The sequence below is a fragment of the Peribacillus loiseleuriae genome (genome assembly GCF_001183985.1).
GTDB classification, from domain to species: Bacteria; Bacillota; Bacilli; order Bacillales; family DSM-1321; genus Peribacillus; species Peribacillus loiseleuriae.
Window position 1 is genome coordinate 4309844 of the sequence record NZ_LFZW01000001.1, and the last position, 26765, is coordinate 4336608.

Annotated in this window: 24 protein-coding genes and 1 other annotated feature; of the genes, 5 read left to right on the top strand and 19 right to left on the bottom strand. The window is 38.4% G+C overall.

What is annotated here, in order from left to right; genetic code table 11:
- Nucleotides 1–168: 168 nt before the first annotated feature.
- The 7 genes from AC625_RS19890 to AC625_RS19920 are packed head-to-tail and all read right to left on the bottom strand — an operon-like array spanning nucleotide 169 to nucleotide 5133.
- Nucleotides 169–993, bottom strand: a complete 825-nt coding sequence (locus tag AC625_RS19890; protein ID WP_049682874.1) for an urease accessory protein UreD — start codon at nucleotides 991–993, stop codon at nucleotides 169–171.
- Nucleotides 994–1605: an urease accessory protein UreG gene (gene ureG / locus AC625_RS19895; RefSeq protein WP_049682875.1), complete on the bottom strand. Its 612-nt coding sequence runs from the start codon at nucleotides 1603–1605 to the stop codon at nucleotides 994–996.
- A 26-nt stretch (nucleotides 1606–1631) separates the two neighbouring features.
- The gene (locus AC625_RS19900) at nucleotides 1632–2318 is read right to left on the bottom strand and encodes an urease accessory protein UreF (protein WP_049682876.1); all 687 of its coding nucleotides are present in this window, start codon (nucleotides 2316–2318) and stop codon (nucleotides 1632–1634) included.
- Nucleotides 2308–2766 carry an urease accessory protein UreE gene (ureE, locus tag AC625_RS19905; RefSeq protein WP_049682877.1) on the bottom strand — a complete coding sequence of 153 codons (459 nt, stop codon included), beginning with the start codon at nucleotides 2764–2766 and terminating at the stop codon, nucleotides 2308–2310. Before ureE ends, AC625_RS19900 begins: the two co-directional genes overlap by 11 nt.
- 10 nt (nucleotides 2767–2776) lie before the next feature.
- Complete coding sequence (gene ureC / locus AC625_RS19910; protein WP_049682878.1) at nucleotides 2777–4492, bottom strand: urease subunit alpha; 1716 nt, start codon at nucleotides 4490–4492, stop codon at nucleotides 2777–2779.
- A complete protein-coding gene (gene ureB / locus AC625_RS19915; RefSeq protein WP_049682879.1) occupies nucleotides 4492–4812 on the bottom strand; it encodes an urease subunit beta in 321 nt (106 codons plus the stop codon). The genes ureC and ureB overlap by 1 nt, the downstream gene beginning before the upstream one ends.
- Nucleotides 4813–4830: 18 nt before the next feature.
- Complete coding sequence (locus AC625_RS19920; protein ID WP_049682880.1) at nucleotides 4831–5133, bottom strand: urease subunit gamma; 303 nt, start codon at nucleotides 5131–5133, stop codon at nucleotides 4831–4833.
- Nucleotides 5134–5917: 784 nt separating this feature from the next.
- Between AC625_RS19920 and AC625_RS19925 the strand changes: the two genes are divergently transcribed.
- A complete protein-coding gene (locus tag AC625_RS19925) occupies nucleotides 5918–6862 on the top strand; it encodes an urea transporter (protein ID WP_049682881.1) in 945 nt (314 codons plus the stop codon).
- 287 nt (nucleotides 6863–7149) lie between these two features.
- Here AC625_RS19925 and AC625_RS19930 read toward each other — a convergent pair whose 3' ends face one another.
- The 4 genes from AC625_RS19930 to AC625_RS19945 form a co-directional block, all read right to left on the bottom strand.
- On the bottom strand, nucleotides 7150–7926 hold the full coding sequence (locus AC625_RS19930) for a PepSY domain-containing protein (RefSeq protein WP_049682882.1): 777 nt from the start codon (nucleotides 7924–7926) through the stop codon (nucleotides 7150–7152).
- A 427-nt stretch (nucleotides 7927–8353) separates the two neighbouring features.
- Nucleotides 8354–8977, bottom strand: a complete 624-nt coding sequence (locus AC625_RS19935; protein ID WP_049682883.1) for a PepSY domain-containing protein — start codon at nucleotides 8975–8977, stop codon at nucleotides 8354–8356.
- A 77-nt stretch (nucleotides 8978–9054) separates the two neighbouring features.
- The gene (locus AC625_RS19940) at nucleotides 9055–10404 is read right to left on the bottom strand and encodes a sensor histidine kinase (RefSeq protein WP_049682884.1); all 1350 of its coding nucleotides are present in this window, start codon (nucleotides 10402–10404) and stop codon (nucleotides 9055–9057) included.
- A 3-nt stretch (nucleotides 10405–10407) separates the two neighbouring features.
- A complete protein-coding gene (locus tag AC625_RS19945) occupies nucleotides 10408–11097 on the bottom strand; it encodes a response regulator transcription factor (RefSeq protein WP_049682885.1) in 690 nt (229 codons plus the stop codon).
- 378 nt (nucleotides 11098–11475) lie between these two features.
- Between AC625_RS19945 and AC625_RS19950 the strand changes: the two genes are divergently transcribed.
- Nucleotides 11476–11892, top strand: a complete 417-nt coding sequence (locus AC625_RS19950) for a GyrI-like domain-containing protein (RefSeq protein WP_049682886.1) — start codon at nucleotides 11476–11478, stop codon at nucleotides 11890–11892.
- A 419-nt stretch (nucleotides 11893–12311) separates the two neighbouring features.
- Here the strand turns inward: AC625_RS19950 and leuS are convergent, their stop codons facing one another.
- Together leuS and AC625_RS19960 are read right to left on the bottom strand one after the other, a co-directional pair.
- Nucleotides 12312–14726 (bottom strand): leucine--tRNA ligase, encoded by a 2415-nt coding sequence (gene leuS, locus AC625_RS19955; protein WP_049682887.1) that lies wholly within the window; start codon nucleotides 14724–14726, stop codon nucleotides 12312–12314.
- Between the two features lie 84 nt (nucleotides 14727–14810).
- Nucleotides 14811–15040, bottom strand: a binding site (T-box leader).
- 113 nt (nucleotides 15041–15153) lie between these two features.
- Nucleotides 15154–16353, bottom strand: coding sequence for an MDR family MFS transporter (locus tag AC625_RS19960; protein ID WP_049682888.1), 1200 nt, complete (start codon nucleotides 16351–16353; stop codon nucleotides 15154–15156).
- A 402-nt stretch (nucleotides 16354–16755) separates the two neighbouring features.
- Between AC625_RS19960 and AC625_RS19965 the strand changes: the two genes are divergently transcribed.
- Complete coding sequence (locus tag AC625_RS19965; protein ID WP_049682889.1) at nucleotides 16756–17310, top strand: shikimate kinase; 555 nt, start codon at nucleotides 16756–16758, stop codon at nucleotides 17308–17310.
- A gap of 83 nt (nucleotides 17311–17393) precedes the next feature.
- Here the strand turns inward: AC625_RS19965 and AC625_RS19970 are convergent, their stop codons facing one another.
- From AC625_RS19970 to AC625_RS19980, 3 genes are all read right to left on the bottom strand, one after another.
- Nucleotides 17394–17657 carry a DUF2524 family protein gene (locus AC625_RS19970; protein ID WP_049682890.1) on the bottom strand — a complete coding sequence of 88 codons (264 nt, stop codon included), beginning with the start codon at nucleotides 17655–17657 and terminating at the stop codon, nucleotides 17394–17396.
- Between the two features lie 320 nt (nucleotides 17658–17977).
- Nucleotides 17978–18715 carry a MerR family transcriptional regulator gene (locus AC625_RS19975; protein ID WP_049682891.1) on the bottom strand — a complete coding sequence of 246 codons (738 nt, stop codon included), beginning with the start codon at nucleotides 18713–18715 and terminating at the stop codon, nucleotides 17978–17980.
- A 103-nt stretch (nucleotides 18716–18818) separates the two neighbouring features.
- Nucleotides 18819–20504: a methyl-accepting chemotaxis protein gene (locus AC625_RS19980; RefSeq protein WP_049682892.1), complete on the bottom strand. Its 1686-nt coding sequence runs from the start codon at nucleotides 20502–20504 to the stop codon at nucleotides 18819–18821.
- Between the two features lie 375 nt (nucleotides 20505–20879).
- On the opposite strand from AC625_RS19980, the gene AC625_RS19985 reads away from it, so the two are divergent.
- Nucleotides 20880–22034, top strand: a complete 1155-nt coding sequence (locus AC625_RS19985; RefSeq protein ID WP_049682893.1) for a GNAT family N-acetyltransferase — start codon at nucleotides 20880–20882, stop codon at nucleotides 22032–22034.
- A gap of 211 nt (nucleotides 22035–22245) precedes the next feature.
- Here the strand turns inward: AC625_RS19985 and AC625_RS19990 are convergent, their stop codons facing one another.
- Nucleotides 22246–24213, bottom strand: a complete 1968-nt coding sequence (locus AC625_RS19990; protein ID WP_049682894.1) for a methyl-accepting chemotaxis protein — start codon at nucleotides 24211–24213, stop codon at nucleotides 22246–22248.
- A 668-nt stretch (nucleotides 24214–24881) separates the two neighbouring features.
- Here AC625_RS19990 and AC625_RS19995 point away from each other — a divergent pair.
- A complete protein-coding gene (locus AC625_RS19995) occupies nucleotides 24882–25082 on the top strand; it encodes a hypothetical protein (RefSeq protein WP_049682895.1) in 201 nt (66 codons plus the stop codon).
- Between the two features lie 442 nt (nucleotides 25083–25524).
- On the opposite strand, the gene AC625_RS20000 is transcribed toward AC625_RS19995, so the two are convergent.
- Nucleotides 25525–25809 (bottom strand): DsbA family protein, encoded by a 285-nt coding sequence (locus AC625_RS20000; RefSeq protein ID WP_053178150.1) that lies wholly within the window; start codon nucleotides 25807–25809, stop codon nucleotides 25525–25527.
- Nucleotides 25810–26087: 278 nt separating this feature from the next.
- Complete coding sequence (locus tag AC625_RS20005) at nucleotides 26088–26702, bottom strand: nitroreductase family protein (RefSeq protein ID WP_049682896.1); 615 nt, start codon at nucleotides 26700–26702, stop codon at nucleotides 26088–26090.
- Nucleotides 26703–26765: the final 63 nt, after the last annotated feature.

Consider the following 26765-nt stretch of genomic DNA (forward strand, 5'->3'; position numbering starts at 1 on the left):
TTTTAGAAAGTATCGTTTTCCCGTCTAGGTAAACAAGCATTATTTATAATGGCTATGTTAAACAATATTGTTGTTAAAAAAATTTTGGGCTCATTCGTGTAAAACCTTGGTTTCACACGCCTTTATAATAAAAATTCGGCAACCTTGACGATTGCCGAAATCTAGAAATTAGTACTTCCTTAGAAAAGATGGTTTCGTGTTAAACCAAGCTTCACTAATGATTTGATGGCACTCCGTAAATAGTCTTTCAATTGTTTGCGTCTTGTTCGCGAGCACACGAATCGTAAATCCCTTGACTGGTAGCATAGATAGTCCCATTCTATATTCGTTTTCATCATGACTCATCGAATTATATAATCGGTCAAGGAGATCAGCATTCGTTTGTTCACCAATCACAATCATCGAACCTAAATGCGTATACCCTTCCATAAAGCCGATTGCTTTCATATCTTGTTCAGCTGGATTCAATTTAATATGATCATACATCACTAACTCATCATCCATATAGACTTCATTCATTAATTGAAGCTGATCATAGCTAAATTGTTCGCCATCAGGTGACCATCCTGGTGTAATAATATCTGAATAAATGAGCGTAGCACCTTGCTCCATCCGAATCACATTTTTTTGTTTATATCGAGCATTGCGATACATGATAAGTGGATCCGGAATATATTCTAGATAACTGCCTTTTTTCAGAATAAATTCTGTTTCCTGATAGGCATGTTGATTCGGCGTTTTATAAACCTTTGTTGCTGATTGTGTGGTCAAGGTTAGTTTGGTTTTTTCTTTCAATGAAAACTGCAAGTTATAGCGATCACCGTCTAAATAGCCGCCGCCCGGATTTAAAATATAATAACAGGCTTGCCCAGAATCATCATGGTATACCGGGCGCATGACTTTCAATGCGCCTTGGAAATACACATTTTTAGCAACGGTCTTACCTTGACGTTCTTCCACATCTAAACGCAAAGTTCCTGTCCAGTTTTCCATTTATTCCAATCCTTTTAAAAGTGCATTCTTCTTAATCCAATCGATCACTTCGTCAAGACCAGAATTATCTTTTAAATTGGTGAAAACAAACGGTTTATCCCCACGGTTAACCTTCGTGTCTGACGCCATAACATCAAGGCTTGCACCAACGTACGGCGCTAAATCTGTTTTATTAATGATGAATAAATCAGATTTAATCATACCTTGTCCGCCTTTACGCGGAATTTTTTCCCCTTGAGCCACATCAATAATATAAATAGAGAAATCAACCAGTTCAGGGCTGAACGTCGCTGCAAGATTATCGCCGCCACTTTCAACAAAAATAAGTTCAACATCTGGATGTTTCTCTTTTAATTCATCGATTGCTGCAAAGTTCATCGATGCATCTTCACGAATCGCTGTATGCGGACATCCGCCTGTTTCAACGCCAATGATCCGATCTTGTGGCAGGACTCCATTATTCATTAAGAATTTAGCATCTTCTTTTGTATAGATGTCATTCGTCACAACCGCCATGCTAATTTCACCATCTAAATGTCGAGTCAGCTTTTCCACTAACATCGTTTTCCCTGCTCCAACAGGTCCGCCTACACCAATTTTAATGGGTTCCATTAAAATACACTTCCTTTTGTCAATAATTAAGACATGAAAATACGAATATTTACACGTTCATGTTTCATTTGAGCTAATTCTAAACCTGGTGACGTAATACCAAAATCCGCTTCATCTAGATCCTGAATTTTCTCAGTTGCCCTCACTAACTCTTGTTGAAACTCTTGAATCGTTTTCTGACCTGCAGTCTGGCCTAAGGGAATGGCCCGAACCGCATTTTGAATCAGGCTTGAAATAGCAGAATATAAATAATAGAGAGTAGTCGTAGACTTGGGAACACCAAGATGATGACCGATTATCGTAAAGACAATGCTAGAATGCCCAAAGGATTTCTTCTCCTTAATCCGCTTTCTATATTCGGCTAGTACAGGCACATCATATAAAGCTTCCACAAGACTTAACATACGTTCACCCATTCTTTGGGTACCTTCCCTCGTTTCACGCGGCAAACTTTGAACGGTCAGCATTCGGTCTAACTTCCATATTTTTTGGAAGTCATTATTCTCTAGAGCCTCATATACGAGGTGAGAAGCAAGCCCATCAGAATAGATGAGCTGCTCATTCAAGTAGACACGAAGCCATTTTGCAAACGTTGCTTGATCATGTACTTGACCTTCTTGAATATAAGTCTCCAAACCATACGAATGACTAAAACCACCGGTTGGAAGGTTTGAATCGCATAATTGAAATAAAGAAAGAATATTAGGATTCATGGCTATGTCCAATATGACGAAATGCCTGTTTCACTTTCCGGTCTTCCCGTCTGAAAGGAATTTGCAGTTCTTGTAGCAATTCTTCTACAAGATAATCGTATTGTACGAGCATCTCATCCTCTTCAAATTGGGCAGGTAAGTGACGATTCCCTAGTTGATGAGCAATTGTTCCCATTTCTTGCAATGAACGTGGGCTAATAATGATTAAGTCATCCGATAAGACGTCGATGATAATCATGTTTTTATCATCCATAAATAAAACATCACCCGCAACAAGATCACGAGGGTCTTTTAAACGAATCCCAATTTCCGTGCCATGATCTGTTGTCACTCTTTGAATTCTTTTCACTAAATGAGCACTTTCAAGATAGACCTTTTCTTTATGGCGCTTGTCTAAATCTTCTTTTGCCATTTGTTCAATATTGGTCACAATTTTTTCGATAATCAATGCTTTCACCTCAGAATAGGAAATATCGTTGCCCCATCGGTACAGTGTCAACTGGTTCACAAGTAATAAGTTCACCGTTTACGGTTACCTCATATGTTTGTGGGTCAACAGTGATAGTAGGCGTTTCAGAATTATGTTTCATATCTTTTTTCGTTAAATTTCGGATACCGTGAACTGGAAGAACCATTTTTTCCAAGCCAAGTTTCTCATGCACTTTATCATCAAATGCTGCTTGAGAAATGAATGTGATCGAGCTTTTCGCTAATGCTTTTCCAACCTGTGCATACATCGGACGGTAAATCACCGGTTCCGGTGTTGGAATGGATGCATTCGCATCTCCCATTAAGCTCTCTACAGCAAAGCCATTTTTCAGGATCATTTCAGGCTTCACACCGAAAAATGCTGGGGACCAAAGAACTAGATCGGCAATTTTTCCGACTTCAATTGAACCAACATATTCAGAGATTCCGTGTGTAATGGCAGGATTGATCGTATATTTAGCCACATAACGTTTGGCACGGTTGTTATCAGAAAACTCACTATCGCCTTCCAAGATTCCGCGTTGTTTTTTCATTTTGTCTGCTACTTGCCATGTACGTAAAACAACCTCGCCAATTCGTCCCATCGCTTGTGCATCTGAGCTGACCATACTAATGATCCCCATGTCATGAAGAATATCCTCTGCTGCAATCGTTTCTTTTCTAATCCGTGAATCAGCAAATGCAAGATCTTCAGGAATTGATGGATTTAAATGATGGCAAACCATTAACATATCTAAATGCTCGTCAACCGTATTAACTGTATATGGTAAAGTCGGATTTGTAGAAGATGGAAGAACATTTTCATAGCCTGCTGATTTGATTAAATCTGGAGCATGTCCGCCACCTGCACCTTCCGTATGGTACATATGAATCACTCGATCTTTAATGGCAGCCATCGTCGTTTCCATGAAGCCACCTTCATTCAACGTATCTGCATGAACCGCTACTTGAATATCATATTTATCGGCTACGCGTAATGCATAGTCAAGGGCTGAAGCTGTTGCTCCCCAGTCTTCGTGCACTTTTAAGCCAATTGCGCCAGCGCGAACTTGCTCAATAAGAGGCTCTTCCGATGCTGCTTGTCCTTTACCTGTGAACCCAACGTTAATTGGCATTCCTTCCGCTGCAAGAAGCATACGGTGCATATTCCATTCTCCTGGAGTAACAGTTGTCGCTTTTGACCCTGCCGCCGGACCTGTTCCGCCACCAATTAATGTCGTCGTACCAGAAGATAATGCCGTTTCAATTTGCGTTGGATTAATAAAGTGAACATGAGTATCGATCGCACCAGCTGTAACAATCAAACCTTCTCCAGCGATGATTTCTGTAGAAGCACCAATGACGATATCCACATTATCCTGTACTAAAGGATTTCCCGCTTTTCCGATTCCAGCGATTTTCCCGTCACGAATGGCAATGTCTGCTTTAACGATCCCTGTATAGTCCAAGATTACCGCATTTGTAATTACGACATCTGGAACGTTATCATCTTTTCGAGTGGCAAGTGGATGTTGTCCCATCCCGTCACGAATTACTTTTCCGCCGCCAAACACGACTTCTTCCCCATATGTTGTATAATCTTTCTCAATTTGAATCAAGATATCTGTATCTGCTAAACGAATTGAGTCCCCTGTAGTCGGACCGTACATTTGTGAATATTGCTGTCTTGACATTTTGTAACTCATTACTTGCATCCTCCCTCAACAGATCCATCAACTTTATTGTTAAATCCATATACGCGTTGTTCTCCAGCAAAAGAAAGCAATTCTACTTCTTTTTCATCGCCAGGTTCAAAACGAACCGCTGCACCTGCCGGAATGTTCAAACGTTTTCCAAATGCTTCTTCTCGATTGAATTGAAGGGCTTCATTCACTTCATAAAAATGAAAGTGAGATCCAATTTGGACTGGACGATCGCCTGTGTTGATGACTGAAAGTTTGTTTAACGTTTTACCTTCATTGATTATAATTTCTTCTTCTTTTAAAATGTATTGTCCTGGTACCATGTAATGATGCCTCCCTTTTTATCTAATCGGATTATGAACTGTCACCAGTTTTGTTCCATCTGGAAAAGTCGCTTCTACTTGAATATCGTGAATCATCTCCGGGATGCCTTCCATCACATCTTCGCGTGACAAAATCGTTGCGCCATATTCCATCAATTGAGCAACCGTTTTTCCATCTCTCGCTCCTTCTAACACTTCATATGTGATAAGGGCTACGGATTCAGGATGATTTAATTTTAATCCTCTATCTTTTCGTTTCTTGGCAAGATCTCCTGCCACCACAATCATGAGCTTGTCTATCTCACGTGGTAATAATTTCATAGTAAAACCTCCTTGATAGTATGTAGTGACTCCTCCTAGGGCAAAGCTCCCCTTAATAAAGACCCACTTTTGTTCTGATGCAAAAAAAGGGAATCGAACATCCTTAATAGTGTTGTCCGATAATTCTGTGTTCTCATTGTTGAAACCCTTAGATTTTCCATCTTTTACTATATTTTCAAATGTAATAAAAAACCAAATACCATACATTTTTCGTTAAAAAAAGTAAAACATTCGGAAATTATCTGATTATTTTGTCGTTCGTTGTCGATAAATGTTTGATTCCCTTGATGCAATCATATATCATAATTTATATATATATCAAGTTTCATATATTTTTTTTATGTATTTTTAATTTCTCACACTAGCAATCACTCATTAGACTGAGAGGGAAGAACAGGCGAATAAATACTAGACAAGTAAGGAACTTAGTCATTCTTAGACGCTTGCGCTTTTATTGATTATTCATATGAAAAATCATGGACTTTGGTTAGGAGGGATTGAAGAAAAATGGAAGATTTTTTAACTCGAAAATTTTTCAAATGGAAGATTGTTAGATTATTTTTCTGATATAATGATAAAATCTCAGAAAAAAATTTTTAAAATGAGATTTATCAATCGTTTTTATGTAGGTTCGTACTTTTTTACATTAGCCCTCTCTTTGAATCGATATTGATACATGACAGAAACATGTTATGTGTCAGAGGAGAATGGTTTTTCTTAAAGTTTATGAAAAAGATTCAAGTGGATTTAAAACGATCAAAAATTCCAGCGAGAGGTGAGCATTATGCAAAAGAACAACAATGCTACATTAACAGAGGGAACGTTTCTTTCCCTAATTTCGGCATCACTGAAAGGAATTTCTCAAGTTATCTTGATTGAGAATGTCATTACTGGATTAATCATTCTACTATCCCTTACAATTTATTCGTATTATTTGGGGGTAATTGCTCTAATATCCTCCATTATTGGTACTCTGATTGGCAAATTGGGAGGAGCCGATGAGGATAGTGTGAATCAAGGTTTGTTTGGCTATAATTCTGTGCTAACTGGAATTGCATTAACATTGTTTTTAACGGGGCCTTCACGGTTCGTCATTGCATTAGTTGGAGCTGCCGTAGCGGCCATTTTAACAGCTGCTTTAATGCATGTTATGAAAAACATAGCAATTCCAATTCTTACATTTCCCTTTATCGTAGTGACTTGGTTTACGCTACTTGTTTCTTATCGATTAGAAGCGTTCCAATTAACGACTGGATTGGTGCCACAAGATTTAGCAAACTGGGAACTTAATATAGCAGGGGCAACAAATTGGTTGGAAGGGACTTTTACCGGTATTGGACAAATCTTTTTCCTAGATAATCCATATTGCGGTGCTCTTTTATTTATTGCTGTTTTCTGGGCTGGTTGGAAGTTTGGCTTATTTGCCATTTTAGGAAACGGAGTTGCATTGCTTACATCATACGGATTAGGTGGAGAACACTCCTTAATATTCATGGGTCTATATGGATATAATGCGATCTTAACTTGTATAGCTGTAGCACTTGTCTTTCGTGAAGATCGTCATTCTTTTGCTCCTATATCAGGAATCATTGCAGCTTGTGTGACTGTCCCAGTTACTGCTGGCGTAACGACATGGCTATTACCTTATGGTCTACCAGCACTGACAATGCCTTTCGTTCTCACTACTTGGATGTTCTTAGGAGCAAGGAAAGTTTTACCTAAATTATAGTAAAAAAGAATTCTATCCCTACATTCATTTATCTAAAATAGTTTGTCCCAAAAGGGTCTAACCTCACACTCTATACATCGTTTATTAGGTCATATTTACATCCATATAAACGATATATAGTAGATGTTGGGGTCTGACCCTTTCGTTATGGGACAACCTCTTTTTGGAGAAATTCATATCTATTCTGTTGGCTAGCCCTCATATTTCTTCTAGTTGGGGGAGCCTCACAATATACTCACTCTTTACCATTCCTCCAAATTGTTTTCCTCATTTAACATATCAATCGATTAATCATCCAATTCAACTTTCAAAACTTTTCCAGTCGTTGCATCCACTTTCACTTCTGCTTCACGGCCTTGATCGGTTATTAATTTGAATTCATAAACTAAGCGATTGTGATCGCTATCTAATTCGGTTTTAGTTATCGTTCCTTTCACTCTTGCTAATGCTACTTTTTTTGCATTTTCTACTGACACTGTTGGCGATACATTTTGGAGTGCGCTACTATCTTCACCTTCAATTTCAACTTTGACCACTTTTCCAGTTGTTGCATCTACTTTCACTTCTGCTTCACTGCCGTTGTCTGTCATTAGTTTAATTTCGTAAACTAAGCGGTTGTGATCGTTATCCAATTTTGTTTTGGTTACAGTCCCTTTCACATTTGCTAACGCTGTTTTCTTTGCATTTTCTACTGATATGGTTGGCGATACATTCTTGAGTGTGCTGATGTCTTCATCATCCATATCGCCTTGATCCCGAACATCTTGTTCAACTTTTAATATGTTGCCTGTCGATGCATCAATATCCACGTCATATTCTGTATCTTGATTCACAATCTCTACTTCGTATTGTTTAATTCCGTGATCTTGATCTAAGTGAATTTTCGTTACTTGACCACCTTTAGATACGCCTAAAGCTATCTCTTTTGCTCTATCAACACTAATTGTTTTGGATATTATATTCATAGTTTTAGTCGACGGTTGGTTTGCTGCCATTGCATAAGCACCCACTCCTAATCCACCAACAACTAAAACTCCTGTTAATACTATTGCTGCTAATTTCATCGTTTACAGCCTCCTGCTTGTTTGATAGTTATATCATAACGTCTCAAGTTTAAAGATTATGAAAAAGAATCTTAGAATTCCCTTAGAAAAGAATTTTTTTTATAAAGTGAAACTTCAATCAGTGGGGGTTTCTTCATCTCCACTGATTGTTCGTCCCTTTCTACTAAACCTCTGCTCATTTATCGGCAAGTTTCACTGTATCTCACCAATCGGGCTTTTACGTGCAGTTATCCCCCATCTATCATTCATAGTTTTTATTATCAATGGTCTAATAGTTGCCATACTGCTACTGAAGAACATCTTTATATAAAATCAATGAAGTTATAGATTGAGAAACCATACCATCTGCAGACCCTTAAAACAAAAGAATTTAACAGAAAGAGTATTTTTCTTTATCGCAAAAAAAGTGTAGCAAAACGCTACACTTTTAATCATCCTTATCCTTATCATTGTGCGTATCAACTGAAATGGACTCAATTTTCCCAGAGTAAGGATTAATTATAACTTCTGCTTTCTTGTTCTCCGATTGCTTGATTTCAACTTCGTAAACAAGCTGGCCATCTTCTTCCCCTAATTCGACTTCATGAATCGTTCCATGAAATTTATTTAAAGCGATCTCTATCGCTTGATCCATTGTAATTTGAACCGCATCGCTTGAAAAAGGACTTGTTTGATTGTTTTTATTTGATTTAGCTATTGGTGCCTGCTGATTTATTTTTGGTGTTGCAGGTTCTTGTGCTACAGGCGTTTGCTCTGTAGGAATTTGTGAAGTCGATTGTTTTACCATTGCAAGTACTTCACCTGTCTGTCCATTGACAATTACCTGATATGGAATCTGATCTTTTAGCAATTTAACGGAATAATTGAGCTTATCCTTTTCTTGAAAAACACTAATATTCTCAATTGTTCCTCCATATTTCTGTTGGATCATCTGACTGACATTCTCTTCTGGAAGGATAGAACTCGGAGTAGTAAATGCTTCTTTAACACCGTACCAGCCACCTAAACCAATGATTAGAATGAAGGATATTATCAATGCGATCTTCTTCATTCTTTCACCTCCACATGTTATTGAAACATAGTGTAGCATAGCATTCTTAGAGAAGTCTGAGAATCCCCTTAAAAAATTTAAAGTGGTAATTCAATTGTGACTGTTGTACCTTGTCCTTCTTCACTATCCATATGAATCTTCCCGTTATGAGCAGCGACAATTCTTGTTGCAATAGGCAATCCCAATCCTGTTCCGCCTGTTTCTCTCGTCCTTGCTTTATCTACTCGAAAAAATCGTTCATATACATGTGCTAGATTTTCTTTCGGAATCCCAATACCATAATCCCTAATAGCGATGAATAAGGAAGAAGCACGGCGAGTAATCGTAATGTCAATGGATTTTTCGCTATATTTAATTGCATTATCTACTAAAATATAGAGTAACTGTTTGACCTTTTTTTCATCTGCACGAATGATCGGATTATTTGTTTGTACATCAATCGAAATCGTTCTCTTAAAGGCAAACTGTAGATGCTTTGCTGTATCACTGCAGACTAAACTTATATCCACTTCCTCTATATGCATCTCCCATTGTTCATCGCCTTTAGCAAGGAGTAACATTTGTTCCGTTAGCTGCTTCATTCGAATGGCCTCGGAATGAATGGCTTCGATTGCTTCTTCCAAAATATCAGGGCGCTTCATTCCCCAACGCTTTAACATATTGGCATAACTTTCTACAACAGTAAGTGGCGTTTTTAATTCATGGGAGGCATCTGATACGAATTGCTCCTGTTTTTTATAATTTTCCTCCAATAAATCCATCATATTGTTAAATGTATTCGCCATTTTATCTAGTTCGTCATTTGACTTTGTATCACGTTTGATTTTTTTGAAAGTCCGTGATGCCTGAATCTCTTCCATTGTCTGAATAAGTGATTTAATCGGCCGTAAGATGACTTGACTTAATACACGACCACCCAAGATAGTTGGGATTAAAATAACAAGGGAAGCGACAAATAAAATGAATTTTAAAATTTGTAAAGAATCCTCAACATCTTCTAATGGCTCCGTCACTTCAAGTGACACGACATCGCCATTTGTCCAAATAATCGGTGAGTGTGAAACGGCGTATAAATGATTACCAAAGTTTTCTACGGTCGTTTGTTCAAATGACTTGTACGAATATGGCAGAGTATTCAGTTCAGTTTGGTCTCTAATAACGATAAGCAACGGTTTACCTTTTGGAGGAAGTATACGAACCATTCCATTAGGAGGTAAATACGCTCGTAATAAAGTGGCTGGATTACTCGCTGGATTACTTGCTGGTTTTAATCCCTCTACAATATTTTTACTTTCTACTTGAAGCCGTTCAATGGCGTTATCAGTCATCGTTTTTTTAAAAATAAAATAAACCGAGCTATTAGCAACGACCAAAAGAATAAAAATTAAAAGGGTTGATGTAAAAACAATTTTCGTTTGTAACTTCATATATTATTCCTTTAGCATATATCCAACACCACGAACTGTGTGAATATAAGGAGTTAGAAATGGTGTGTCAATCTTCTTTCGTAAATACCGAATGTATACATAGACAACATTGGAATCACCGAAATAATCAAATCCCCATACATTCGTTAACAATTGATCAAATGTTAAAACTTGATTCTGATTTTCCATTAAATACATTAGTAAATCATATTCTTTAGGCGTCAACTCAATTGATTGATTCTCTCGTCGCACTTCACGCGTCTTTGGGTCTATCGTTAAATCGCCAATTTTAAGAGAGGACGAAGTCATGTCTTCTGGTGATGCTGATGGAAGACGTAGCCATACGCGAATACGCGCAAGTAATTCTTCAATTTCAAATGGCTTTGTAATGTAATCATTGGCACCTAAATCTAATCCACTTACTTTATCGGGCAGTGCATCACGTGCCGTTAATAGAATAATGGGCATTTGGTCATCCGTTGAACGAATACGCCTTAACACTTCGAGTCCATTTAATTCAGGTAACATCACATCTAATAAAAGAAGGTCCCATTTCTCTTGTTGAAACATATTGAACCCTTCTAACCCTGTACGCGCTGTTCCTGTTTCATATCCTTCATACTCAAGTTCTAATTGAATGAGACGGGCAATTTTACTTTCATCTTCGACGATCAATACCTTCCCTTTACTCATTGATATCCTCCTTGCGCTCAAAAGGTTTGTATGGTTGAAAAATAATTCCAATCGTTGTAATACCTTTGATCATTAGTATTTCTTAATGAATCATGAATTATTAACTGAAACATAGATAGGTAAAGGAACTTACCAAGATTCACCTTAAGAATCGTGACGAATTTTTGATAAATGAATTAGACATTTTTTGTAGAAAAGGAGCGGGGCTTCGCAAAATTAGCTCCGCACCACCACCTTCATAAGGTGATACAATTTGAGAACCTGAACCTTTTTTATCGCTGGGCTTTAGGTCAGATACTCATGGATGTGTTCTGTGTTAAAATGTGAAGTATAACATAGAGACTGGAAAGTTACATGAGAAATATGGAGGAAATCGTGATGAAAACAAGGTTTGAAACGATTGAAGAGTTTTGGGTGACAGGCTATAAATACGTGGGTTCTACGGCTGAAATCCCACAAATATGGGACAAGTTGAATGCGACATTAACGACCGAGAACATTTCTGTTGAAACGTTTTATGGTGTCTGCGTAGATTTTGATCGTGAAGGGAAACTCCACTATATTGCAGGCATCCAAGATTTAGCAGAAGGTTCTGATAGGGAAAAAGTGAAAATAGAGGCGGGACGCTATATCGTTGCTACAGTGGAGGGCGGCATTCCAGGAATCAAACCCACATTCCAAGCTTTGCATGAGAGATCAGATATCCAATTTAGATTTTCACCCAACTTTGAGAAGTATATTTATCCAGTAGGAGCAACAGAAGATGTGATTGAGGTTTGGATGCCGATTGAATAGTCTTGTCAATTTTATGAAACCGATACGCACTATAAGATAAAAATCTCATCTTATTTATATCTTCATTCTTAATTAGCTACCAGATGATAACCTTCACACTTTAAATCCAAGGTTATCACTTTATGAAAAAACGCTTAAAACATTCCTTTAGAAAGCATTCCGTTCACTTCTATTACGGGATACTTTTTTCTGTGAAAAAGGGGCGGGGCTTCGCAAAATCCGCTTCCCACCACCACCTTCATAAGGTGATACAATGTGAGAACCTGAACTTTTTTCATCGTTTTAGTTTTAGAGCAGATGCTCATGGATGTTTTTTATGCCCCCTTAAGAAAAACCAGCACTGATGATTTAATCATATAAAAAACAAAAAAAACGACTCACCCAGACTAATTACGGTCTGAAAGTGAGTCAGTTTTTACTTAATTCGCAACGATATTAACAAGTTTACCCGGTACCGCAATGACTTTACGTACAGTTTTTCCATCGATTTGTTCTTTAATTGCGTCTTCGCCCATGGCGATTTCTTCTAGTTTTTCTTTCGTTGTGTCTGTTGGCACCATTAGTTTTGCTTTTACTTTGCCGTTAATTTGGATCACGATTTCGACTTCGTTATCAATCATTTTTGCTTCGTCATAAGCGGGCCATGTGCCGTATGTGATTGTTTCTGTATGCCCTAGTCTTTCCCAAAGCTCTTCAGCGATATGTGGTGCAACCGGTGATAACATTTTCACGAAGCCATCAATATATGGTCTCGGAAGTGTGTCCGCTTTGTATGCATCATTAATGAAGACCATTAATTGTGAAATAGCTGTGTTGAATTTCAAATCCTCGTAGTTTTCCGTAACTTTCTTCACCGTTTGATGATACACTTTCTCAAGCTTACCGCTGTCATCTGTATCGACAATTTTGTCGGTGATTGTGTCGTCATCATTAACAAGCAAACGCCAAATACGATCAAGGAAACGACGGGCGCCATCAAGTCCATTCTCAGACCAAGCAATCGATGATTCCAAAGGTCCCATAAACATTTCATATAGACGGAGTGTATCAGCACCGTGGCTATCGACGATATCATCTGGGTTTACTACGTTTCCTTTTGATTTACTCATTTTTTCGTTATTTTCTCCAAGAATCATTCCTTGGTTGAAAAGGTTTTGGAACGGTTCAGATGTTGGAACAACACCAATGTCGTACAAGAATTTATGCCAGAAACGAGCGTATAATAAGTGAAGGACCGCATGCTCGGCTCCACCAATATACATATCGACTGGCATCCATTCTTTTAATTTTTCTGGATCAGCAATCGCTTCTGTATTGTTTGGATCGATATAACGTAGGAAGTACCAGCTGCTACCTGCCCATTGTGGCATCGTGTTTGTTTCACGACGACCTTTTCTGCCATTTTCATCGGTTACATTCACCCAATCATGGATGTTTGCAAGTGGTGATTCACCTGTACCGGATGGCTTAATGTCTGTCGTTTTCGGTAAAAGAACCGGAAGCTCAGATTCTTTTACCGCTTCAGTTGTACCATCTTCCCAATGGATGATCGGAATCGGTTCTCCCCAGTAACGTTGACGGCTAAATAACCAGTCACGAAGACGGAATGTTACTTTCTTCGTACCGATTTCTTTATCCTCCAACCACTTAATCATCGTGGAAATACCGTCTTCTTTATTCAAGCCGTTTAGGAATTCAGAATTCACATGCGGACCATCACCTGTGTACGGTTCTTTCGTCACGTTCCCACCCGCTACGACTTCTTTAATTGGCAAGTCGAATTTAACTGCGAATTCATAGTCACGCTCATCATGAGCCGGTACTGCCATAATAGCACCTGTTCCATAGCTCATTAATACATAATCTGCAATCCAGATTGGCATTTTTTCACCATTAACGGGGTTAATTGCATAAGCACCTGTAAAGGCACCTGTTTTGTCCTTTGCTAACTCAGTACGTTCAAGGTCGGTTTTATTTTTCACTTCTGAGATATATTGTTCAACTGCAGCTTTTTGCTCAGGCGTAGTAATCGTATCAACAAACGGATGCTCCGGTGATAAGACTGCATAGGTTGCACCGAAAAGAGTATCCGGACGAGTCGTGAAGACTGTAAACGTATCATCATGACCGTCAATATTAAATGTCACTTCAGCTCCTTTGGAACGGCCGATCCAGTTGCGCTGCATATCTTTAATATTTTCTGGCCAATCGACCGTTTCAAGATCGTCAAGTAATCGGTCTGCATAGGCTGTGATTTTTAAGACCCATTGCCTCATCGGGCGGCGTTCAACTGGATGTCCTCCACGTTCACTTAATCCGTCAATGACTTCTTCATTCGCCAATACCGTGCCAAGCGCCGGACACCAGTTTACCGCTACTTCGTCAATGTACGCCAATCCTTTTTCAAAAAGCTTCGTAAAAATCCATTGTGTCCATTTATAATAGTCTGGGTCTGTTGTATTAATTTCACGATCCCAATCGTAAGAAAAACCTAATGCCTTAATTTGGCGGCGGAATGTGTTGATGTTATGCTCCGTGAATTCTGCCGGGTCATTCCCTGTATCAAGTGCATACTGCTCTGCCGGGAGACCAAATGCATCCCAACCGATTGGATGAAGCACATTATAGCCTTGCATCCGTTTCATCCGTGCTAAAATATCGCTCGCTGTGTAGCCTTCTGGGTGACCAACATGAAGACCTGCCCCAGATGGATACGGGAACATATCAAGCGAGTAAAATTTCCGTTTGCCGGTTTCTTCACCCGTTTTAAACGTTTTATTTTCTTCCCAATACTTTTGCCACTTCTTCTCAATCGACCTATGTTTAAAACTCATTGTGTTTCCTCCTCATTTTTAAAAAAACCTCATCGGTCCTCAATTTCATAATAAAAGTCCATAAAAAAAACCCTCATCCCTATAAAAAGGGACGAGAGGATTATGTATCTAATCGACCCGCGGTACCACCCAAATTGGCGACTTGTAACCATCGCCCCGCTCCAAATCCGTAACGTGGATGAACGTCAGGCATTACTAATCCTTCATGCCTGAAACTCAAAAGGCGAGTTCGCGATCACTCCTGGTTGACTTGCACCATCCGTCAACTCTCTACACAGGTTCTAATCGGTACTACTCCTCATCACTGTCTATATTAGAATATTTAGTTATATAGTCATTCTAGTGAATTTCTATAGGAAAAGCAAGCGCTCATTCCTATTATGATCATGTTTTTCTTTATATATGCATGTCATATGGAAAATGTTCCTTATTTCAGGGGAACAATTGCGCCTTTTCCTTCATTTACTTTTTTTTGCATTTTATCAAACACGAAGACAGTTCCAATCCCTAATACGACAAATATGGTTAATACAGCAAACATCATATCCATTCCTTTCGTATCAACGAGGAATCCTCCTAGCAGCGGTCCAATCATTCGACCACCTGTAGCCGTACTGTTGACAATCCCTTGATAAAGACCCACTTTCCCTTTTGTCGCAATCTCACCTGCTACAGCAGGAACCGCTGGCCAAACGAACATTTCACCAATTGTTAATATCACCATAGCCGTCATAAATCCAGCAAAGCTGCTTGACCTAGCTGCCACTGCAAACGAAAGAATGAAAATGATCATGCCGACAATTAGCTGTACTTTCAATGTTTTCGCAAACCATTTAATAACAAGTGCCAAGAGCGGCTGCGCAAGTACAATAAACGCACCGTTGACTGTCCACAGCAAACTGTACTGCTTGAGTGAAATCCCTATTTCCTGTGTATATGCTGCAATTGTGGACTGCCATTGAACATAGCCAATCCAACACAAGAAATAGCCAAGACATAAAACAAGCAACGGAATGAGCATTTTATTAGAAGTGGTTTTCGATTGTTTTTCGTGAAGGATGGACGTTTGTGACGCTGCATCCCCTTGAATCCCTCTAAAACCAATCCATGCAACTAGGAAAAATAATACGTACATCACAGTATTGGCAATAAAGACATATTCAAAAGAATAAGAAGCAATTACACCGCCAAGAGCTGAACCTACTGCAACACCAAAGTTTTGGGCAACATAGACAGCATTAAATGATTTTCTACCGCCTTCCTTCCAAACGGTACCAGCCATTGCGAAAATAGCTGGAAACACGATACCTGTCCCAAATCCTGAAATCGTTAAAAAGATCACGTATGGCAGAAATTCATGATTCCAAGCCATTCCAATCGAAGACAATAATGTTATAATCACGCCAGCCATCGCAGTCCGGTACCCGCCAATCTTATCAAACAGTCCACCACCACAAAGATTGCCGACAACACTTGCAAGGGCATTCGCAAGCAAGATAAGCCCTGCCATCGATAGCGTTTTTCCTAAATGATCATGAAGATAGATTGTATTTAAAGGCCATAAAAACGAAGAAGCAGTCACATTCAGGGTCATTCCAATAATTAAAACCCATAAAGCACGCGGCATCATTATGCACCTGATTTCTATATATATTTCAACAACTACCCTAGTTTAGAGGTTTTCTTCGGGGCGCGCAATACTTTTTTAGGTGGATGTACATTTACATAATTGACTGTTAATTCGGCTAAGTTGCTCCTTCTTTCTTCAATTTATTGGCACTTACTTACCTCCTTGCAATAAAGTGAAACTTCCATCAGCGGGGGGTTTCCTCATCCCCCACCTATCTTCTTTTGCATACTCAGAATCTTGAGATGGGGGTCTTACTGTCCGTTAAGAGTGGGTCAAATTAAAATTATTCAAGATTCTCAAAATACAGTGTTATCCATTAAACAAATCCTTTACAATAGTGACATGTAGTTTTGTCGAACAATGATCTAAAAAAGGAAGAGTTGAAATGAGGGCAGTGGAATGAATCTTAACAATAGTAGACTTAGAGAAAAAAGCATTGTGTTGATTGGGTTTATGGGCGTTGGTAAAACAACGATCGGTGAAATGGTTGCTAAGAAATTGTATCGGGATTTTATTGATATAGATCAAGAAATTGAAAAAGAATACAACATGGCAACTTCTGAAATTTTCCAAAATATTGGCGAAAAAGCATTTCGTGAAAAAGAGAAAAATGTAATCAGCGCATTCAGTAAACAAAGCCTGAAAATCATCTCTGTAGGTGGAGGGGCTTTTTTACAAGAAGAGATACGAAAAGTTTGTTTAGAACATTGTATTGTGATTTATCTAGACTTATCTTGGGAATCGTGGAAGGAAAGAATCAGCCTGATCATCGATAGTCGTCCAGTATTGCAAGGGCGTTCAATTGAAGAAATTGAAGAGCTTTTCTATTCTAGGAAACCAATCTATTCGCTGCACAATTCCAAGGTAGAAACAGACAATCTTGAGGCTTGCGAAGTTGCCGATTATATTGTCGATTCATTAAAATTAGCCTGGGATCTTCATGAACCACAGTAAAAAAAGACTCAGAAAGAGGTCTGACTGCCACTACTTATTGTGGGTCGGACCTCTTTCGTTTTGAGTCAGCCTTGTCTCATATTTTAGCGATTCAACACAATCATATTGTGTTGCATTTGTTGAATTTGGTTTCTCATGAGTTTCAATTGCTCTCTTTGCTGAAGATTTCCACTAGCAACAAGAGTTTCAATCTCATTAGCAGCAGTCTGTAGTAAACCTTGAGCTTCTATATACGACTCATCATTATAATGCTCTTGCTTGGCACCTTGTGTGTACTCGTCAGATGCAATCCGAAGAACCTCTTCACATTGCTGCAGGCAATTTTCTACTGATTGTCTCGTCGCCATTTTTTTCCCCCTACACAACCAATTTGATGACTTTCACCATCCTTTATATTTTGGACCTTCTCACCAATGATTATCATCGGTAAGAAAAGGAATTTACACAATGAATAAAATGAAGCTTCTTTTAGGGGGGATTACAGCCTATTGAACCAGGATAATTACATAAGGAATATCAAATAATTTCTTTTATGTGTAGATTAAAAGGTGGTGTCCCATAACACAGACCCCACGTCCCTTATATATAGTTTATATAACGGATTTAAGACACAATAAACCGTATTTAGAGTGTGAGGTCTGACCCTTTTGGCATCCCCTTCATTTTATTATTTATTCGTGTCTGCATAGACAGCCATTGCATCACGCATAAATATAGCTAAGCCTTCGCCAAATTGGTCGATATTTTTTGTGAACCGCTCATCGTCGACATACATTTGGCCAAGTCCTTTGAAAGCTTCAAGAGAGTAGTTCCCCATTTTATTTAGAATGTTATACCACTCTTTAACAGCTGCTTGTGACTCCGGTGATGCAGGTGATTCATGTCTAAGTGAAGCAAGATTGCGGTAGATTTCGTTCATTTTTTTACCCCATTCTGCTTGTTCAGCTTTTGACATTTTGCCTAGTTTTGTCTTGGATTGATCAACGGATTCATCGCCCCAACGTTCACGCGCTTCTTGCTCATACGGATTTTGACTAAAGTCAAAGCCCGCGAATTTTTCTTGATTCGACATTTGAATTTCTCCTTTTGTATAAGAAATGGTTTTATCAATTGTCCTAATCATCGCATCCAGCCGACTACGCTTCTCAAGCAGCAGTTTTCGATGCATGGCAAGTGCCTCTTCTCGTTTAAATGAGGGACTGCTGATAATTTCTTTAATTTTCTTTAAAGGGAAGTCGAGCTCTTTGAAAAACAAAATTTGCTGCAGCGTGAGAAGATTATCATTGGAATACAATCGATAACCCGATTCTGTTATCGCATCAGGGGATAATAACCCCATTTCATCATAATGATGGAGTGTGCGCACACTAATTCCAACTAAATCAGCTACCTCTTTTATTTTCATCGTCTGTTTTTCCCTCCCTCTGATCTTGACTATAAGGTATCACGTAACGTTAGAGTCAACAGATTTTAAAAAAAATGATGAACAAATTGAATGTTCCATTGGATTATACTTTAAATCTTGATGTCAACTCTTCAAGTTCTTCAGATAAAGAGGATAGGGATAATGCGGCAGATAAGATTTCCTCCATCGCCGCTAACTGTTCTTCTGTCGCTTTTGCAATTTCATCTGTATGACCAGCGGATTCCTTTGTTGTATTAGAAATTTCTTCAATTGAACGAGAAACAATTCCAAATCCAGCACTCAATTGTTGTGAGGCCGATGCAATTTCTTGAATTTGCGAAGAGACTTGATCAATGAAGTCGATGATCTCTTTAAATTGGCTTTCAGCTTCGGTGGATAATTCCAAGCCTGATAAAACATTTTGTTTAACGGTCTTAATATTATCAACAGTTACTCTAGTTTCCTGCTGAATGCTTTGAACAACGTCATTAATTTGATTCGCTGAGTCATTGGATTGTTCAGCTAGTTTTCGTACCTCCTGAGCGACCACTGCAAATCCCTTACCAGACTCACCTGCTCTGGCAGATTCAATAGCAGCATTTAACGCAAGTAGGTTCGTTTGATTGGCAATGTCATTAATGATCGAAGTGAAATTGTTAATTTCCAGTGCACGATTTGAAAGTGAATGAACCCCTTCACCTGCTAAGTCGACTGATTGGTGAATATTTTCCATTTGTTCTGCTACCAGCCTTACAGATCGAGAACCATTTTCTGCTTGTTTTTTCATCCTTAATGATGCCTCTGCTACCGTACTCGTATTCGAACTAATCATTTCAATTCCTAACAAGGCTGATTTAACAGAGTCCAAACCTTTTTCAGTCATACTTGATTGATGATTGCTGCTATCTGATATTTCCTGCATCGCAGTCGAAATGATTTCTGAAGTAGCTTTGGATTCTTCAGCATTGGCAGTGAACTCATATGATGAAGTGGCCACCTGCTCAGAAGACCTGCCAATGTGTTGGATGATTTCGCGAAGTGAAGTAATAAATTGATTAAATGTTGCGGCAAACTCACCGAACTCATCATTATTTTTAATCCTGATCACTTTCGTTAAGTCTGCTTCACCTTGAGCAATGTCTCGCATCTGTTCATTTAAGATCGTTAATGGTTTTATAATAGAAAATAATAGGATGATTCCAAGTGTAGACCCCACTAAGCATGAAAGGATTGTTATCACTAAAATAATCATTTTACTAAACTGTGAAGTGTGATCATTTTCTTCTGTTAAATAAGCAACTTCTGTTTCTAATTGATCGACATATTGATTAATGGATGGGTCTAATGTGTTTTTCCTTAGTGTTCTTTCTTCTCCAAAATGGGTTTCTTTTGCTGCTTGCGCATGATTCGCATAAGACTGGATGACTTTCTGATTCAGCGTCCAGTATTGAGTGAAATTTTTTGCTAAATTCTCTATTGATTGCTGATACTTTTGATCCGTATCCAAACCCTTTAACTTTTTTATTTTCTTCTCGATATCTTCTGCTTTCACCTTCATACCTTCATAATAATCATTCTCCCCCGACAGCAAAAATGCCCGCTCATCATTTGACAGGCCTGCTATCCGATATTGAATAGATATGATTGTCTTTTGCATCTCCATTTTATTTCTAATATCTTCATTTTTCGCTACTGTTCTATTCGTAATCGTACTAGAGATTCCCCCAACTGTTAGAATCGATAACACTAGTATGATTAGAATAAGAATTAATTTGCTTTTAATTTTCATCGTTGTTCTCCTTTTTTGAGTATCTCATCAGCTGTAAAAAAAACCGAATGACGTTAAAACGCCACCAGTTACTATGAAGGATCTATCATTAAGCACGCTACACCCGCCTAATCACAATGGTGGCGGTGCGGATTCAGAATTTTGGATGCTTTCCGATAAACGAAGTATAGCTGATAAGTAGATTGACTATTTTAGTAAGTCGCAAAGCCCAGTCCCCATGTCCTTCATACAAAAAGGACTAAAAAGAATCTAGCTCCTTTACTTATATCGTTTATTCAATCCATTATTTTAGTAAGTGAAAGGATATTATTTTTAGACTTAAACTGTTCATGTTATTCTGAAGTTATAGAAAATAAAATAAAGGGGTTTTTAAACGTGACAGTTTTCAAATTAAACGAAAACCAATTGAAAGAAGCCATGAAGCTTTCAGAGTATGCCTTTCAATTTCAAATAGCGGAGGATCAGATAGAGGAACGGATCGAAACGATGAAACAACATCATCAAGTTTATGGGATTAACGAAAATGATCAGCTTGCTGCTAAATTCCATCTTCTCCCCCTTTCGATTTATCTAGGGAACAATCAGCTGAAAATGGGTGGGATTGCCGGTGTGGCTACTTATCCAGAATATCGTCGCAAAGGTTTCGTAAAAGAATTGTTAAAAGAAGCCTTATTCCAAATCAAGGATCAAGGCATGAGCGTTTCCTTACTTCACCCTTTTTCCGTTCCCTTTTATCGAAAATTTGGCTGGGAACTGTTCAGTAACCGAATGAAATACATATTGAATAAATCAGACCTTATTATGAAAAATCACCCTAACGGTACAGTAAAACGACTGACGAAAGAGGATCATTCTGCTGAAATAGAAAGAGTCTATGAACAATATGCAGAGCAATTTAACGGCATGCTTGTTAGGGAAAGGTCATGGTGGCAAAATAGTGCATATGGTAATCAGTTCATCGCGATTTATTATGATGATAACGGAAATGCTAGCGGATATTTCATGTACAGTGTCCATAATAGGAAAATGAATGTAACTGAATTTATCGCACTAACTAGCAATGCCAGAATCAGTCTTTGGAACTTTATTTGCCAGCATGATTCTATGGTCGAGCAAGTTGAAATGACCATTTTTGAAAGAGACCCGCTGCATTTTATGCTAAAAGAACCCCGAATCAAAGCCGAGCTAACCCCTTATTTCATGGCTCGAATTGTTGATTTAGATGCCTTTTTAGCCCAATACGATTTCCAGTGGAATCATATTGATCAAGGCTTGATCCTACATATCGAGGACGACTTGCTGTTAGACAATCAAAAGTCGGTCCAGCTACATGCGGGGCAAATCCTGAATGCTCATGATACTGATGCTGGGATTCATTTATCTATTAATACGTTAACAGCCGTATTATTTGGCTATCAACGCCCTCGTGAGCTCGTTTTAGCAGGGCTAATTGCAGGCAGTGAAGCGTGCATTGAACAGCTTGAAGCGCTTATTCCGAATCGACCTCCATTTTTTTCTGATTTCTTCTAAATTGATCTGATAGCGTCTAACAAAAACATCACAATTCGTGCCCTTTTATCAATAAAAAAATATACAATAGCTAACAAGCCGGGAAGGTTTCTCTTCCCGACTTGTTAGCTTGATGGCTATGGGGTCTGACCCTTTTACTTTTGAGAAGCCCCCTTCCTATGTGTTCTTGGCCATAAAAGATCTTTCAGCTTCTCATAGTAGGGGGATTCATTTAATACTTAAACACTGCAATTAATGCTTTTAACTCCTCAGCCATATAAGATAGTGACTTCGCAGATGCAGAAATCTCTTCCATAGAAGCCAACTGTTCCTCTGTTGAGGCGGCCACTTCTTCTGAAGTTTCCGCATTTCCTTTTGCTAAGAAAGCAAGTTCATTCGCTATTGAGCTAACCTCTTGGACTCCGGCAGACATCTGCTCTGCCGTAGAGGAAACTTCCTCCATATAGGGCGTTATTTCTTTCATACTATTTAAAATGACTTCGAATTTCTCAAAAGCTTCGTCTGATATAGTTAATCCATTTCCTACATCATTTGTAACCTGAGCCATCTTGTGAACCGAATCCAATGTATCCATTTGAATATCTTGGATTAAGTCAGATATTTGTTTCGCAGAGCTTTGAGATTGATTAGCAAGCTTCTTCACTTCATCAGCTACTACTGCAAATCCTTTGCCATGTTCCCCGGCTCTCGCCGATTCAATGGCTGCATTTAAAGAAAGGAGATTTGTCTGATCGGCAATTTCTGTAATGACATCCAAAATGGACGAAATTTCTTGAGAGCGTTCATACAGGGATTGTATCATTGCATTTGATTCCATAACCGATTGATGAATCGATTTCATTTGTTCCTTGGTATTTTGAACAGCTTTCCCACCTTCCTCTGCTTGCATGGTTGTTTGTAAGGACAGCTCGGCAACGTTGGATGAACTTTCGGCAATATTCGCTATTCCTTGCGTGAGCTCATTTAAGGATTCAGCATTTCTATCCACGCCATTTGTTTGTTTCTCTGCACTGCTTGAGACTTCTTGAATCGAAATGGCGACTTGTTCGGTAGCTATCCCCGTTTGTTCCGCATTTGCCGTTAATTCTTCTGCAGATGCAGCAAGCTGTTCTGAGCTAAGCTCGACTTTTTGTATGAGGGTTCGAAGGCTTTCCTGCATTTCATTAAATGCATTTCCTAATTGCCCTATTTCATCATTGGACTTTATTTTAATCTGCTCCGTTAAATCCCCTTTACTTACAGTTATCACGCTTTCCTTTAATGTTTTAATTGGTCTGATAATCGATTGTACGATAAAATAAACAACTACCGCCCCAATAATGATGGCGATTATTAAAACGGTTAAGGTAGATTTAAAAATTGGAGAAGCTGAATCATCCACCTCTGATGCAAGTATAGTACCGCCCAGTTTCCATCCTGTCACTTTATTGGTGGTAAAGGCCATTTTTTTTGCCTGACCGTCGAATTGATATTCAAAAGTACCCGTTTCACTTTTATACATGGTATCAAAGAAACTTTCTTTTGTTTCTGATCCACTTTCTTTCGTAGGGTGTGCAATATAATGCTTATTCCCATCTAGCAGAAAAGCATACCCTTCTTTCCCGATTTTGATTTCATTCGTTACCTTTTGTAAATAGTTTATCTTTAAGTCAATTGCCACGACGCCGGAACCATCTTTTAGCACCTTGGCAACGGTTACTATCGGATCATTTGTGCCAGCATCCATATATGGCTCGGTAATAAGAACTTCCCCTTTACGTTCTATGGCATCTTTATACCAATCTCTTTTTCTGGGATCATAATCCGAGGCCGTAGTTACTTGTGGTTCCTGAACAAACAATCCATCATTTGCCCCAATATAGATGCTTATAACTTCCGGATGCAAGTTAGCATATTGAGTAAATTTTTCTCTTAATTTCTGACTGCTTGCTCCCTCAAAAAATCTTGAAGTAATAGATTCTGAAAAAGTTTGAGCATCATGTATTTTGGGATTAATCGTACTATCTATGATTGAATCCAATAGATTAATATTCTCAGCAGCACTGTTCATAATATCTCCTTGAAGTGCCTTGCTAGCCGATAAATAAGCTAATGATCCTACAATTAAAGCTGGAATGATTAAAATAACAGCAAAGAAAAAGAATAACCTAGTCTTGAAATTCCTAAAAAAATTACGCATTGCATAGCCTCTTTCTACTCATTTTTTGTAATGTTGTCTGGAAATAGTATCTATTTACAAGAATCTGAAGTCGATACTTTTACAAAATATTTGAATGAACGAATGTTCACCTAATTTATCACTAGTCTATTTATCGGTTCATTTCAATTAAATTGAAGAATTGTCACTCTATTTCTTTACGGCAAAAACAAAAGAGCCTACATTGCAGACTCCTAAGAACTCACATTTCGCACCCTTTGAGGTGAAATGTAAGATATAAGAATAAAGTGAAACTTCAATCAGTGGGGGTTTTCTTCATCCCCCACTGATTGTTAGTCCCGTTCTACTGTCGCTAAGATCGCAGCAAACGCTTCGATCAATCGACAGTCCGAACTAAGGTTCAAACGAAGTGCAGGTTACTGAATAAGAAAAAAGCGACCTTCTTTATTGAAGAATCGCGCTCGATAGTTGAACAAGGAAAAGGCTATAATTAGAATTAAAGCTAAAAATGGGATAGTTATAAAATCAATAGTATATCTGATATTAAGCTGACTCAATCAAATGTCAGTAGCGTTGAGGGGGACCGTTATTCAGTTACCCCGTCAGCGCCACTGGCAAAATAACCGACATCGAAGGTAGCTACGGACAAGGAGGAATGTGATACAATACTGGATAAAAGAGGTGGCATTATGAAACGATTCAACATCGTTATACTGGTTATGATTGGTGTTACGATCTTAGCGACTTGGAAACTTGGAAAAGATTATTCAGCGATACAACTTCAAACGCGTATACTGATTATCGCAGGAGGGGCAATCTTATCAGGCGTCCTGACATACTTTCTTTCGAAACGTGATGTTGATCGTGTGGATCCAAAACCAGATAAGTGAAAAATATTGAACTGCTAAAAATCCACTTCAGACCATTGCCGAGGTGGGTTTTGCAGCACTAGTAATTTGCAGAGAGCAAACACGGGGACATTACGACTATCCTTTCACTTGTACTTGTTCTTCCCAGCACAAGCGAAGGAGCCAGAACACGATTGGAATGTCTAGCACGGCGACCGACAGAGTATACTTTAAAATGAACACACTAACCATAGATTCCAAATATTTATCATATTAAAAATCTCTGTTTAGGTGATAATCCGAAATAACATTAGCCCTTTCTTACCGTAATAAGAAATAACTGTTTATTAATTAAACCTTTTGCTGCTTCTTTCATCATTCACTCTCCTCTAACTCTTGGTCTATAAGGATTTTAATTTTTTCATAGTCAAAAGAATCTTCTAACATCGTACCATTCACCATGATACTAGGTATAAATTGTACTTTAAACTCTTTTACTAAATTTGAGTCTTTCTCTACTTCTTCCAGCCCCGTTTGTTTCTCCTTGTAATTGTTGTACATCAATGTCAGGAATAGTATTTGCTATTTCCAAAATTCTCTCATTTGTTATCCACAATACATCGTGGTTTTCACTAGGGTGTGCTTTAAATAGCTCTTTATGAAATGCCCAATAACTTTCTGGGCTTTGTTTATATACTGCTTCTGCAGCTAGTGAACTCAACTTTGATTCGTCACCCTGAAATAACACATTTATAAATGAAATAGTCATTTTACTTCCTTACCCGTTCATGCGAGATAAATCTTTTCCAAGTGGTAATTCTTCCAGATTTGAAACAACAATTTCATCCATATATTAAACCAAACCATTTTTAAAAAATATCCAATGACATTCGATATGAATGAAAATGAGGAGGGCGACTCATTGGGTTCTGACCCTTTTGAGACACTCTCCTCCACCTATTGCGTGTACATACTTTAATAAATCTATACACCAAGTAGCTTATTTTATCCGACAATGATAGTCTTTATTTTGAAAACATCTTCCAGTCATGCATTTTTAGTTCCTTCAAAAATAACCTCTTGTAACGGCTTTCTACTACTAGGGTTTTCACGTTCTTGTAATTTCTCATCAAGCGCTTCTTTTTCGCCACGATAGCCTACTGAAATGACGGCTTGAATATCTAATTCTTCTGGAACATTTAACAATTGCCGAGCTTTTTCTTTATCAAACCCTGTCATTGCATGTGTGCTCAATCCAAGCATTGTTGCTTGGATTGCTAAATTTCCCCAAGCTGCACCTGCATCGAATGCATGAGATCCATTTGGATCGCCGTTGTCTCTATTTTTCATTGATGCAATCAATATAAGTACCGGAGCCTTTTCTGCCCAGATGCGATTGAATGGTGATAAAAATTCATGAAAGGCTTTCAATTGTGATTCCGTTTTCGCTACAAAAAAACGCCAAGGCTGATCGTTAAAGGCGGATGGTGCCCAACGTGCTGCCTCAAGAATACTTGTCAAATCCTCATCTGAAACTTTACGTTCAGAATATGATCTTGGTGACCAACGATTTAAGAATAAGGGACTAACAGAATGTTCTGCTTTACGGTGCTCTTCAACTTCAGTTGTGAGATTCTCAACAGGATTAACAGTTAAACTCATTACATAACCTCATTTCCATAAATAATTTACTAACTATTCCATCATAATCTATTTTTAGTCACT

Bases quoted from the DNA above. Each gene is read 5' to 3' on its own strand.
- AC625_RS19940 (WP_049682884.1), bottom strand. From the start codon at position 10,404: ATGAAGTTACAAACGAAAATTGTTTTTACATCAACCCTTTTAATTTTT.
- AC625_RS19960 (WP_049682888.1), bottom strand. From the start codon at position 16,353: ATGCCGCGTGCTTTATGGGTTTTAATTATTGGAATGACCCTGAATGTG.
- AC625_RS19920 (WP_049682880.1), bottom strand. From the start codon at position 5,133: ATGAAATTATTACCACGTGAGATAGACAAGCTCATGATTGTGGTGGCA.
- AC625_RS20000 (WP_053178150.1), bottom strand. From the start codon at position 25,809: ATGACTATTTCATTTATAAATGTGTTATTTCAGGGTGACGAATCAAAG.
- AC625_RS19975 (WP_049682891.1), bottom strand. From the start codon at position 18,715: ATGAAAATAAAAGAGGTAGCTGATTTAGTTGGAATTAGTGTGCGCACA.
- ureB (WP_049682879.1), bottom strand. From the start codon at position 4,812: ATGGTACCAGGACAATACATTTTAAAAGAAGAAGAAATTATAATCAAT.
- AC625_RS19965 (WP_049682889.1), top strand. From the start codon at position 16,756: ATGAATCTTAACAATAGTAGACTTAGAGAAAAAAGCATTGTGTTGATT.
- AC625_RS19930 (WP_049682882.1), bottom strand. From the start codon at position 7,926: ATGAAATTAGCAGCAATAGTATTAACAGGAGTTTTAGTTGTTGGTGGA.
- AC625_RS20005 (WP_049682896.1), bottom strand. From the start codon at position 26,702: ATGAGTTTAACTGTTAATCCTGTTGAGAATCTCACAACTGAAGTTGAA.
- AC625_RS19890 (WP_049682874.1), bottom strand. From the start codon at position 993: ATGGAAAACTGGACAGGAACTTTGCGTTTAGATGTGGAAGAACGTCAA.
- AC625_RS19935 (WP_049682883.1), bottom strand. From the start codon at position 8,977: ATGAAGAAGATCGCATTGATAATATCCTTCATTCTAATCATTGGTTTA.
- ureC (WP_049682878.1), bottom strand. From the start codon at position 4,492: ATGAGTTACAAAATGTCAAGACAGCAATATTCACAAATGTACGGTCCG.
- AC625_RS19990 (WP_049682894.1), bottom strand. From the start codon at position 24,213: ATGCGTAATTTTTTTAGGAATTTCAAGACTAGGTTATTCTTTTTCTTT.
- AC625_RS19900 (WP_049682876.1), bottom strand. From the start codon at position 2,318: ATGAATCCTAATATTCTTTCTTTATTTCAATTATGCGATTCAAACCTT.
- AC625_RS19980 (WP_049682892.1), bottom strand. From the start codon at position 20,504: ATGAAAATTAAAAGCAAATTAATTCTTATTCTAATCATACTAGTGTTA.
- AC625_RS19995 (WP_049682895.1), top strand. From the start codon at position 24,882: ATGAAACGATTCAACATCGTTATACTGGTTATGATTGGTGTTACGATC.
- leuS (WP_049682887.1), bottom strand. From the start codon at position 14,726: ATGAGTTTTAAACATAGGTCGATTGAGAAGAAGTGGCAAAAGTATTGG.
- ureG (WP_049682875.1), bottom strand. From the start codon at position 1,605: ATGGAACCCATTAAAATTGGTGTAGGCGGACCTGTTGGAGCAGGGAAA.
- AC625_RS19925 (WP_049682881.1), top strand. From the start codon at position 5,918: ATGCAAAAGAACAACAATGCTACATTAACAGAGGGAACGTTTCTTTCC.
- AC625_RS19950 (WP_049682886.1), top strand. From the start codon at position 11,476: ATGAAAACAAGGTTTGAAACGATTGAAGAGTTTTGGGTGACAGGCTAT.
- AC625_RS19945 (WP_049682885.1), bottom strand. From the start codon at position 11,097: ATGAGTAAAGGGAAGGTATTGATCGTCGAAGATGAAAGTAAAATTGCC.
- AC625_RS19970 (WP_049682890.1), bottom strand. From the start codon at position 17,657: ATGGCGACGAGACAATCAGTAGAAAATTGCCTGCAGCAATGTGAAGAG.